General features: G+C 72.2%; 10 protein-coding genes. 7 read left to right on the top strand and 3 right to left on the bottom strand.

Annotated features, from left to right (window positions below; translation table 11 throughout):
• Window positions 1–32: 32 nt before the first annotated feature.
• Entirely contained in the window at window positions 33–899 is an 867-nt protein-coding gene (gene couO, locus ACNTMW_RS32280; protein WP_426637811.1) for a 4-hydroxyphenyl-beta-ketoacyl-CoA hydrolase, read from the top strand.
• A 175-nt stretch (window positions 900–1,074) separates the two neighbouring features.
• Window positions 1,075–2,676 (top strand): methyl-accepting chemotaxis protein, encoded by a 1,602-nt coding sequence (locus ACNTMW_RS32275; protein ID WP_426637810.1) that lies wholly within the window; start codon window positions 1,075–1,077, stop codon window positions 2,674–2,676.
• Between the two features lie 70 nt (window positions 2,677–2,746).
• On the opposite strand, the gene ACNTMW_RS32270 is transcribed toward ACNTMW_RS32275, so the two are convergent.
• Window positions 2,747–3,733, bottom strand: coding sequence for a PaaX family transcriptional regulator (locus ACNTMW_RS32270; RefSeq protein WP_426637808.1), 987 nt, complete (start codon window positions 3,731–3,733; stop codon window positions 2,747–2,749).
• Between the two features lie 509 nt (window positions 3,734–4,242).
• Between ACNTMW_RS32270 and ACNTMW_RS32265 the strand changes: the two genes are divergently transcribed.
• From ACNTMW_RS32265 to ACNTMW_RS32255, 3 genes are all read left to right on the top strand, one after another.
• Window positions 4,243–5,595, top strand: coding sequence for an extracellular catalytic domain type 1 short-chain-length polyhydroxyalkanoate depolymerase (locus tag ACNTMW_RS32265; protein ID WP_426637807.1), 1,353 nt, complete (start codon window positions 4,243–4,245; stop codon window positions 5,593–5,595).
• Window positions 5,596–5,899: 304 nt separating this feature from the next.
• The gene (locus ACNTMW_RS32260; protein WP_426637806.1) at window positions 5,900–6,067 is read left to right on the top strand and encodes a hypothetical protein; all 168 of its coding nucleotides are present in this window, start codon (window positions 5,900–5,902) and stop codon (window positions 6,065–6,067) included.
• Window positions 6,068–6,341: 274 nt separating this feature from the next.
• A complete protein-coding gene (locus ACNTMW_RS32255; protein ID WP_426637805.1) occupies window positions 6,342–7,367 on the top strand; it encodes an Acg family FMN-binding oxidoreductase in 1,026 nt (341 codons plus the stop codon).
• A 105-nt stretch (window positions 7,368–7,472) separates the two neighbouring features.
• Here the strand turns inward: ACNTMW_RS32255 and ACNTMW_RS32250 are convergent, their stop codons facing one another.
• Window positions 7,473–8,120 (bottom strand): potassium channel family protein, encoded by a 648-nt coding sequence (locus ACNTMW_RS32250; RefSeq protein ID WP_426637803.1) that lies wholly within the window; start codon window positions 8,118–8,120, stop codon window positions 7,473–7,475.
• A gap of 238 nt (window positions 8,121–8,358) precedes the next feature.
• Here ACNTMW_RS32250 and ACNTMW_RS32245 point away from each other — a divergent pair, with 238 nt between their 5' ends.
• Window positions 8,359–9,294: a universal stress protein gene (locus ACNTMW_RS32245; RefSeq protein ID WP_426637802.1), complete on the top strand. Its 936-nt coding sequence runs from the start codon at window positions 8,359–8,361 to the stop codon at window positions 9,292–9,294.
• 73 nt (window positions 9,295–9,367) lie between these two features.
• Here ACNTMW_RS32245 and ACNTMW_RS32240 read toward each other — a convergent pair whose 3' ends face one another.
• Complete coding sequence (locus ACNTMW_RS32240) at window positions 9,368–9,916, bottom strand: GNAT family N-acetyltransferase (RefSeq protein ID WP_426637801.1); 549 nt, start codon at window positions 9,914–9,916, stop codon at window positions 9,368–9,370.
• Between the two features lie 49 nt (window positions 9,917–9,965).
• Between ACNTMW_RS32240 and ACNTMW_RS32235 the strand changes: the two genes are divergently transcribed.
• Entirely contained in the window at window positions 9,966–10,559 is a 594-nt protein-coding gene (locus tag ACNTMW_RS32235; RefSeq protein ID WP_426637799.1) for a TetR/AcrR family transcriptional regulator, read from the top strand.
• Window positions 10,560–10,744 lie beyond the last annotated feature (185 nt).

The raw sequence follows: 10,744 nt of genomic DNA, 5'->3' as shown, positions 1-10,744 counted from the left end.
CCCGGTCCGGCATCTCCTCCAGGAAGGCACGCATGGATCTCGCCGCACTCGACGCCATCGACGTGCACGTGCACGTCGAGCAGGACGGCCACGGCTGCTACGCGCTCGACCAGGAACTGCTCGACGCCTCGGCGAAGTACTTTCACGCCGGCTCCGACCGCACCCCGACGGTGGCGGCGATCGCCGGGCACTACCGCGCCCGCCGTACCGCCGCGGTGGTGTTCACCGTCGACGCCCCCGCCGGGACCGGGCATCCCCCGCTGTCCAGCGAGGAGATCGCCGACGCCGCCGCCGAGCACGCCGACGTGCTGATCCCGTTCGGCTCGGTCGACCCGCACGCCGGTAAGGCCGCCGTTGCCCGCGCCCGCCGGCTGGTCGCCGAGCACGGGGTGCGCGGGTTCAAGTTCCACCCCAGCCTCCAGGCGTTCGAGCCCAACGACCCCCGCTACTACCCGCTCTACGAGGCGCTGCAGGAGTTCGGCGTCCCCGCGCTGTTCCACACCGGGCAGACCGGTATCGGCGCCGGGCTGCCCGGCGGGCGGGGTATCAAGCTGCGGTACTCCGACCCGATGCTGCTCGACGACGTGGCCGCCGACTTCCCGCACCTGACGCTCGTGCTGGCGCACCCGTCGGTGCCCTGGCAGGACGAGGCCATATCCATCGCGACTCACAAGGCGAATGTCTACATCGACCTGTCCGGCTGGTCTCCCAGGTACTTTCCGCCCCAGCTCGTCCGCGCCGCGAACGGCCTGCTGCGGCGCAAGGTGCTCTTCGGCTCCGACTTCCCGGTGATCACCCCGGACCGCTGGCGGGCCGACTTCGAGAAGTTGGAGATCAAGGAGGAGGTACGGCCGCTGATCCTCAAGGACAACGCCGCCCGGATGCTCGGGCTGCGCTGACGGACCGAGCATCCGGGTGAGGATGCCGAGGAAGGTCATCGCGCCGGCCCGCCGCCGGGCGTGACGCGGCCGATGGCCGGTCCGGGCAAGTCGCCGGATAACCCTCACCTGCGCCACGCCCGTGCCGATCCCGCCGACACAGGGAACTCATGTAGGGAAGGACGGGGCGACGCCGATGAGGCGGAAGGCCATTGACATCCTGGGCTCGATCAGCATCCGCCAGAAGATCGGCTTCGCCATGGTCGCCATGATCCTCGTGGCCATGGCTGTCGGCTTGTTCGGCCTGACCCAGATGTCGGTGCTCAAGAACCAGGCCGCGGACGTGCACCGCCGCGGCGTGCTGCCCACCCAGGATCTGGCCGACCTACGGGAGGTCGTGCAGAAGGCCCGTATGGACGGCCTTTCCCGGGCCACGGCCGGCACCCCGCAGGCGAAGGAGCAGTACACGGCAGCGGTGGCCGACGACGAGAAGCGCATCGACAGCGTCCTTGCCAGCTACGGCAAGCGAGACCTGACCAGCGCCGAGCGTCAGCGGCTCGCGGCATTCAGGACCCTGTGGCAGCGCTACCGCGAGCTGCGCACCCAGGGCGACTCCCTCGCCGCCCAGAAGCGGATGGCGGAGTTCGAGGCGCTGCGGAGCCAGCAGATGACGCCGACGATAGCGGAGATCACCAAGACGCTGACCGAGCTGACCCAGGCACGCGACGCCGCGGCGCGCCAGCAACTCGACGCGGCCTACGCCGCGTACGACCGGGCGCGACTGGTGGTTCTCACCGCTCTGGGCTTCGGTGTGCTACTGGCCATCGGTCTCGCCGTGCTCATCGGCGAGGCCGTGATCCAGCCGCTGCGCCGGGTGCACGTGGTGCTGACCGCGGTGGGCGACGGCGACCTGACCCGACGGGCCGACGTGAAGAGCCGCGACGAGCTCGGGGAGATGGCCGGCGCGCTGCACCGGGCAACCGATCGGATGCGCACCACGGTCGACATGCTGGCCACCAACGGCGCCGCGCTGGCCCAGCGGGCGGAGGAGCTGTCCCAGGCCAGTGACGTGCTGGCCGAGGGCGTGGAGCGCACGTCGAGCGAGGTGGCCGACGCCAGCGCCACGACCGGTCGGGTCTCCGAGCGGGTCCAGGCGGTGGTCGGCGGCGCGGAGCAGATGGGCGCGTCGATCCAGGAGATCTCGCGTACCGCGGCCGAGGCGGCCCGGGTCGCCGAGGAGGCGGTCACGTTCGCCGGCGCCGCCGAACAGACGATGACCCGGCTCGGCACCTCCTCGGAAGAGATCGGCGACGTGGTCAAGGTGATCACGTCGATCGCCGAGCAGACCAACCTCCTGGCCTTGAACGCCTCCATCGAGGCCGCCCGCGCCGGCGAGGCCGGCAAGGGCTTCGCCGTGGTCGCCGGTGAGGTGAAGGACCTGGCCCAGGAGACCGCCAAGGCCACCGACAAGATCAGTCGGCAGATCGAGGCGATCCAGGCCGACAGCTCCGGCGCGGTCGAGGCCATCGCGAAGATCAACGAGGTCGTCGAGCGGATCAGCGGCTACCAGACCACCATCGCCTCGGCCGTGGAGCAGCAGAGCGCGACCACGGCGAGCATGGGCACCGACCTGCTGGACGCGGCCGGCGGCAGCGAGCAGATCGCTCACGTGATGAGCCGGGTGGTCCAGGAAGTGGACAGCACCCGCACCGCCGCGTCCGCGACGCGGGAGGCGGCGGCGGAGCTGACCCGGATGTCGGATGAATTGCGCGCGGCGGTCAGCAGCTTCCGGCACTGAGAGCCCGCGCAGCGGTCGGGCACCAGGCGACCAGGTGCTCGACCGCCGCGCGGCGCCCCGGTAGCGACCGCTACCGAGCGTCCGCCATCGCGTCGGCCGGGCGCGGAACGGGCAGAAGGCCCTCGAGCAGTTCGGCCACGGTGTGCGTGCCGATGCCCGGCCGCGGGCCGTCGACGAACCGGGCCACGGTCCGCAGGACGTGGCGCAGCGCCGGTTCCGCCAGACCGTCGTAGATCTCCACGAACACCTCCCGCGCGTGCTCCCGCAGCCACCCCTCGGGCATCAGCCGCATGGGCAGCCGGGGGTCGACGACGACGAACCGCCGGTACATGTCCATCACCTCGGTACGGGCCCGGAGCGCCTCGGCGCCGCTGACCCTGCCGGAACGTACCCGCGGCAGCAGGGGGCTCCACCGCCGCACGAACGCGTCGTAGTGCTCGCCGATGCTCGCCAGGTCCCAGGCGACGAGCGGGTCGCGGCTGGCCGGACCGTCGAGGTCGACCAGGCGGGCCCGGAACACCGTCATCGTCCCGACGCTGATCCCGCCGAGCGCCGCCGCCCTGGTCGACAGACCGCGCGGGGACACCCAGAGCCCGTCGTACAACGGCGCGTAGCCCAACCAGCGCAGCCGGCCGCGCAGGGCCCGCCGCTCGGACTCCCCCTCCTGCGGCATCGAGAACGCGATGAGGGTCCAGCAACCGTCCCAGGACTCCGCCGTCGTGGCGAACCCGACGACGCCCCTCCCGCCGACGGAGAGGGCGGTGGCGGCGGGCTCGGTCAACCGGTAGTGCGTGTGCCGCCCCTGGCGGCTGCTTTCGATCACGCCCCGCCGGGCGAGCCGGCTGATGGCGGTACGGGCGCCGCCGGCGGTCACCTTCGACTCGGCGAGCAGCGCCACGATCGCCGCGGACGGCAACGAGGCGCGGTTGCGCAAGGTGTAGTCGGCGAGCAGGGTCACGGCCAGACCCTGCGGCGAGCCGCTGGCCTGCCGGCGGGGGAACCGCACCGGCCCGAGCGCGACGTCGGGGAGAATCTCTTCGACATCGAACGAGCTCATCACGGGAACACTCCGCCGGTCGGGCATTGACATCGATGTCGACTGTAGCCGCCGCTGGGCGCGGAGCAGGGTGACGTGCGGGCGCACGGTGTCGCCCGCGGCCTCGTCGGGCGGCGCCACCCCCGGCCGGCCGCGTCGGCGTCACCCCGAGCGGCCGCAGCACCTCCTCCATCCGCGCCCGCTCGGCCATCTCCAAACCCCACCGGTCGTGAAGATATCGTCAAACATCGATTGACATTTCGTGACCCGACCGGGACATTAATTGACACACATCTTCAGAAGCGGGCCGGCTGGTCGGACACCCCGCCCAGCCGCCATCTCGGCACGCCAGGGCCCGCACGGCGAACACCCACCACTCGGGTCTCCCCGCCGCGTCGGCAGCGACGGGGAGCGACGGCCAGGGAGACCGGGCTGGACCCGTACCGGGACCACCGGTCGCCGGCGCCGCGGCGCGCTCCCGCCCGCGCGCGCCGGTCCAGCCGCCTCCGGCCAGAAGGAAGGAGCAGACCATGAGAACCATCCGAACAGCGCTCGCCGGCCTGGCCGCCGCCGCGGCCGTGGTCGGCCTGGCGGTCGTCGTCCCGGCGCTGACCAGACCGGCCGCGGCGGCGTCACTGACCGAGGTGACCAACTTCGGCAGCAACCCCGGCAACATGCGGATGCACATCTACGTCCCGAACTCGGCACAGGCCAGCCCGGCGATCGTGGTGGCCATGCACGGCTGCGGCGGCTCGGGCCCCGGCTTCTACTCCGGCAGCGAGTTCGCCTCCCTGGCCGACCGGTACGGGTTCATCGTCATCTACCCGACCGCCACGCAGCAGGCGGGGTTCGGCAACTGCTTCGACACCTGGTCGGCCGCGGCCAAGCGCCGTGACGGCGGCAGCGACCCGGTCTCGATCATGTCGATGGTGACCTACGCCGAGCGGCAGTACGGTGGCGACCCGAGCCGGGTCTACGCCACCGGAAGCTCGTCCGGCGGCATGATGACCAACGAGATGCTCGCCCTCTACCCCGACGTGTTCTCCGCCGGCGCCGCGTTCATGGGCGTGCCCTTCAACTGCTTCGCCAGTGCGGCCGACTACCCACCCGGAAGCAGCCAATGCACCGGCGGGAACATGAACCGGACCCCGCAGCAGTGGGGCGACGCGGTCCGGCAGGCGTACCCCGGCTACACCGGCACCCGCCCCCGGGTGCAGCTGTGGCACGGCACCAACGACACCCTCGTGCCGTACCAGCTGCTGCAGGAGGAGATCGAGCAGTGGACCGACGTGTTCGGGCTGAGCCAGACACCGACGTCCACGGACACCCCGCAGTCGGGCTGGACCCGACGGCGCTTCGCCGACGCGAGCGGCACGGTCCGGGTGGAGGCGATCAGCGTGTCCGGCGCCGGGCACAGCCTGCCGATGAGCGGCATGGCCGCTGCCGCGGTCGCGTTCTTCGGATTGACCACCGCGACGCCGCCGACCTCGACCCCCACCACCCCCGGCACGTCGCCGTCCCCCACGACCACGCCGGGCCAGCCGTCGAGCCCACCGGCGACCGGCGGCGGCTGCCGGATCACCTACACCACCAACACCTGGAACACCGGCCTCACCGCCACCATCACCATCGCCAACACCGCCAGCTCGACGGTCAACGGCTGGTCCCTGGTGTTCACCCTGCCCAGCGGCCAGACCATCACGTCCGGTTGGAACGCCACCTACTCACCCACCAGCGGCCAGGTCACCGCGAGAAACGCCAGCTACAACGGCACCATCGCGCCGGGCGGCTCGGTCGGTATCGGCTTCCAGGCCACCCACACCGGCAACACCGGCAACCCCACCTCGTTCACCCTCAACGGCCAGGCCTGCACCACCACCTGACGGGAGTGGTCGGGTAGAGCCGCTGGCAGACCCGATACCCGGTAGCCGCGGGCCGCACGCCCCGGGTCCGGCACGGCCGGGACCGAGGGCCCCGAGGCGCGGACCCCGCGACGGATGCCACACCGCACGGCCGGCGGCCGGCACTGCCGGTCGCCGGCCGTGGTCCGCCGGCCAGGCATCAGCTGCCATCTACCATGGGCCGTGACGTGCTCACCTGGCTCGCCGCCACGCCTGGCTGCGCGCCGTCGAGGCGCTCTCGACGGTCCTGCTGACCGCCGTCGCCGACAACCTCGCGGTGTCACCGATGAGCGACGTCGTCGAGGTACCCACCACCCGCGCCCGGCTGGGCGCCCTGCTCGGCGGCATCGGGTACCCGTTCCTCGTGCTGCGCGTCGGCGTCGCCGAGCCGGCCAGCGGGGTGCCGGCGGCCCCGCGACGCCACCCGGACGAGGCCGCCGAGACCATCTCCTGATCCGCTCCCCGGCTCAGCCGCCTGCACCACCGTGGCGAACTCCGTCGCATCCCGCCAGGCCACACCATCGCCGTGCGCCACCCGCCGCGCGGTACCCAGGCCCACACAGCCCGGCGCGACAGGACCGGCGGGCCCGTTCTCCATACCCCGCCGCGCCGGCACGCGTCCACGGCGGCGCCCCCGTGCCGACGGCCGGGACAAGAGGGGCCGAACGGCCTTAGTACGGACCGCGACCACCGGTCACCGTTAGTGGGGCTGACGAAGGAGATCCTGAATGGCGACGATCGAGCTGACCGACCGCAACCCGGCGACGCGGGTCGGTCCCGCGACACGCGCGTTGACGCGAGCGGCGATGGCGGCACAGCGCGCGCCGTCAATCTTCAACACTCAGCCGTGGCGCTGGCGCATCCATGACGAGCTGGCCGAGCTGCGCGCCGACCGGGAACGGCAGCTGGCCGCCGTCGACTCCGAGGGACGCATGCTCACCGTGAGCTGCGGCGCGGCGTTGCACCACGCCCGGGTGGCGCTGGCCGGCGCCGGGCACGTACCCGTCGTGTCGCACCGGCCCGACCCGGACGATCCCGACCTGCTCGCCGTCGTGCGCATCGCCGGGGACGTCTCCGGTCCACCGGCCGCGGTACGCCTTCTCCAGGCCATCGCCCTGCGCCACACCGACCGTCGGCCCTTCGCCGACCGGCCGGTACCGGACGCCGCGCTCGACCGGCTGCGTGCGGCCGCCGAGGAGTACGGCGCGCACCTGCACCTGGTGCCGCCCGACAGCGTGGCACTGCTGGCCGTGGCGGCCGGGCACGCCGCCGAGGTCGAGTTCGCCGACCCCGCGTACCGGGCCGAGCTCGACGCCTGGACTCGCGGCGCGGCCGTGTCCACCGGCACCGGGGTACCGGTGGACACGGCCGGCCCGGTCGGACCGCGCCAAGTACCGGTGCGTGACTTCGCCCCCGACGCGGTAGGTCGGCCGGCCGTCAGCGGCCTCGCCGACCGGTACGCCCGGTACGCCATCCTGTTCGCCGATGCCGACACCCCCGCCGCATGGCTGGCCGCGGGCGAGGCGCTGTCGGCGGTCCTGCTCACCGCGACGATCGACCGGCTGGCCGCCTCGCCGATGAGCGACGTCGTGGAGGTGCCTGCCACCCGGCAACTGTTGTGCGATCTCATCGGCCGTACCGGTCAGCCCATCCTCGGCCTGCGCCTCGGGATACCGGCCGGTGCCACCCCTGCGGCCGGTACGCCCCGCCACGCCGGCGCAGACCTCGCCGCCACCACCGACCTGGAGTCGTGACGCCACACGCCTCCCCACGCAATGTCGCGAACATTGCTGCCATCGACGCTCCGGTAGCAGCAATGTTCGCGACATTGCATCGATCTTGACGGCGGCACGGGCGGTTCAGCCGGTCGGGCGGTCACCGCCTGAGGTGGAGCCCGGGCCGTCAGCGGTGACCCGCATCCGCCCCGTGTCACACGTCCACTCCGTGTCACGCTCCGTGTCCCGCAACCGCTCCGTGTCCCGCATCCGCTCCGTGTCGCGCTGGGGCGGGTCGACCGGCTGTGCCGCCCCCATCTTTCCGACCATTCCGCGCTGCTGTGCCTTCTCGATGCGGTCCAGCCGTTCGTCGATCGCGCGTAGCCGGGCGAGCACCAGATCCTGTACCCGCTCGATCTCCTGCTCCTCGTCCTCGATGCGGTGCTCCTCACCGATGACGATCGCCGACGCGGCGACCGCGGTGAGAAACGCGAAGGAGCCTATGCCCAGCAACATGACCGCGGCGGCCAGCAGCCGGCCGGCGCCACTGGCCGGCACGACGTCGCCGTACCCGACGGTCGTGAAGGTGGCGATGGCCCACCAGAGCCCGGTCGCCAGGTCGGGAAAGCGGTCCGGATCGGTACGGGTCACCAGCGCCGCCGAGACCAGCACGACCAGCGCGGTGATCCCGGCGACCAGCCCGAGCGCCTGTACCCAGGACAGCCGCCGTCGGTGCCGGATGACCACCCGCAGTACCGGCACCCGATGATCCGCCGGCGGTTTGCTCGTCATCTGCCCATTCGATCCAGCCGGCACCGAGGTTCGGAAGAGCCCTTGTGCCTCCGGCGTGGGCCATCCGCCCCGGGCAACCGCGGTTCCGCCGGCGATGACCGCTGGCGGCATCCGCCGGCAGCACCGTCGACGGCACCTGCCGCCCGGACGGCGAACGTCCTTGCCGACAGGGCCGTTGGCCACTAACGCCCACCACGGGTACGGGCGATGGTGAGATGGACCGAACGGAGGCCCGGACATGCCCACCACCCCGGAAACACCGATCGTCGTCGGCGTTGACGATTCGCCGTCGGCGAGCCACGCACTGGACTGGGCCGCCGCGGAGGCCGGCCGCCGGCACCTGCCGCTGCGTCTGGTACACGTCGTCGAATGGCAACCGTACGGTCCCTGCCCGCCGGAACCGCCCGCGGACACCGGGCAGACCGTGGCCCGCGCCCGTGACCGGGTCCTCGCGGCAGCGCCCGACCTGACGGTGACCACGAGCACCTGCCAGGGCGACGCGGCCGGCGCGCTGGTCGCGGAGTCCGTACGCGCGGCCATGGTCGTGGTCGGAAGCCGGGGCCTGGGCGGGTTCCGGGGCCTGCTCGTCGGCTCGGTGAGCATCCAGACTGCCGCTCACGCGCGATGCCCGGTCGTGGTGGTCCGGCCACCCGCACCGGTACCGGCCGACCGCGACGTCGGACGCCCCGAGCCCGAACGCGGCGGCGCGGACGACCACGACACCGAGCACCACGGCGCGGAGCATCCTGGCGGCGGTCCGGTCGTCGTCGGCGTCGACGGTTCCAGCCTGTCCGACATGGCTGTGACCTTCGCCTTCGAGGAGGCCGCCCTGCGCGGTGTCGGCGTGACCGCCGTGCACGCCTGGCAGGTCCCGTCCGCCGCCAGCCCCATCGACCTGGCCCTCGCCGCCTACCAGCGCATCGACCTGACGGACATCGAACGCAAGCTGCTCACCGACAGCCTCGCCGAGCAGGAGAAGCGCCACCCGGAGGTACCCGTACGGCGGCTGCTGCGGCAGGGCAACGCCGCCGCCCTCCTGGTGCGGGAATCCGTCGGCGCGCAGCTACTGGTCGTCGGCTCCCGGGGTTACGGCGGGTTCACCGGGCTGCTGCTCGGCTCGGTGAGCGACGCCGCCCTTCGCCACGCCGAGTGCCCGGTTGCGGTCGTACGCTGACCGCCGTCGTACGTTGACCGCCGTCGGTCGCCTGGCCCATACCCGTTTGCGCGTCCACGGCCTCCCGAGGGGCTCATCCACCGCGACCGGCCGCGGATTCCGCCGAACGGGCGGCCGGATCGTCTGTACCCGACCGCAGATCCAGCTCGTACACCTGGCCGACGAGATCCACGCCGAAACTGTGATGCGCCTCCTCCTGCACCAGGGCGAACCCACGCGACAGGTAGACGTGGCGAGCCGCGACCAGAGGATCGTTGGTCCACAACCTCATCCTCACGTACCCGGCCCGGCGGGCGAAGGTCACGCACTCGTCGACCAGCCGGCCACCGAGGCGGATCCCGCGTGCCGACGGGTCAACGAGCAGAATCCTCAACTGCGCGGTGGCCTGATCGGCAGCGACACAGAAGATGCATCCGACCCGACGCCCGTCGACCTCAGCGATCCATGCGGCCTCCCGGACCGGATCGCGGTCAGCGGCATAATCGGCGACGATCCGGGCCACCAGCGCCTCGAAGCTCGTGTCCCAACCGAACTCCGCCGCATACATCTCCCCGTGGGCCATCACGACCCAGCCCAGGTCGCCGGGGTGGCCCAGCGGACGGATCACGATCTGTGCGCTCATCTCGCCTCCACCGCCACTGAAACGGTCGTTTCAGTGGCAGAGTAGCGCCATGAGCGACGCACAGCGACCCCCTTCTCCGCGCAGGGAGGAACTACTCGAACACGCCTACCGCTACGTCCTGCGGCACGGCCTGGCCGACCTGTCGCTACGCCCGCTCGCCGCCGCCGTCGGATCGAGCCCACGCGTGCTGCTGTTCCTGTTCGGTTCCAAAGAGGCTCTGATCCGAGCCCTGCTCGCCCGCGCCCGTACCGACGAGTTGGCCCTGCTCGACCAGGTCCAGGCGGACGGAATACACCACGATCTCGCGACCGTCGTGAGAACCACATGGCGATGGTTGGCCGACGAACCACACCGGCCACTGCTGACCCTCTGGCTCGAGGCCTACGCTCGGTCGCTGACCGAACCGGACGGCCCCTGGGCCGACTTCGCCCGCCAGACCGTCGACGACTGGCTCGCCGTACTCGCCAGCGCCCAGCCTCCCGACGTCCGACTGGGCGCTGCCGGCACCACCGAACGTACCCTCGCCCTCTCGGTCCTACGTGGCGCCCTACTCGACCTCCTCGCCACCGGCGACGTCGACCGCACCACCGCCACGGTGGAGCGACACCTGCGCCTCATCGCCGCTAATGGCGACCGGAACTGACGTCGCCGACCATGGCTCGCGCAGCCGGCCCGTCCGGACGGCGCCCGGTCGCGACCTCCGCGGCGTCGGCGCGCCGAGATCCGCGCGATGTCGCGGACATTGCGGCTAGCCACGGGCCCGAGGCCGCAATGTTCGCGACATTGCGGTTCCTGGGGCGGCCGCGCCGCGGCGGTCACCCGGGTCCG

This window comes from Planosporangium spinosum (assembly GCF_049999945.1).
Taxonomy (GTDB): domain Bacteria; phylum Actinomycetota; class Actinomycetes; order Mycobacteriales; family Micromonosporaceae; genus Planosporangium; species Planosporangium spinosum.
This window is presented reverse-complemented; position numbering and strand designations above follow the sequence as displayed.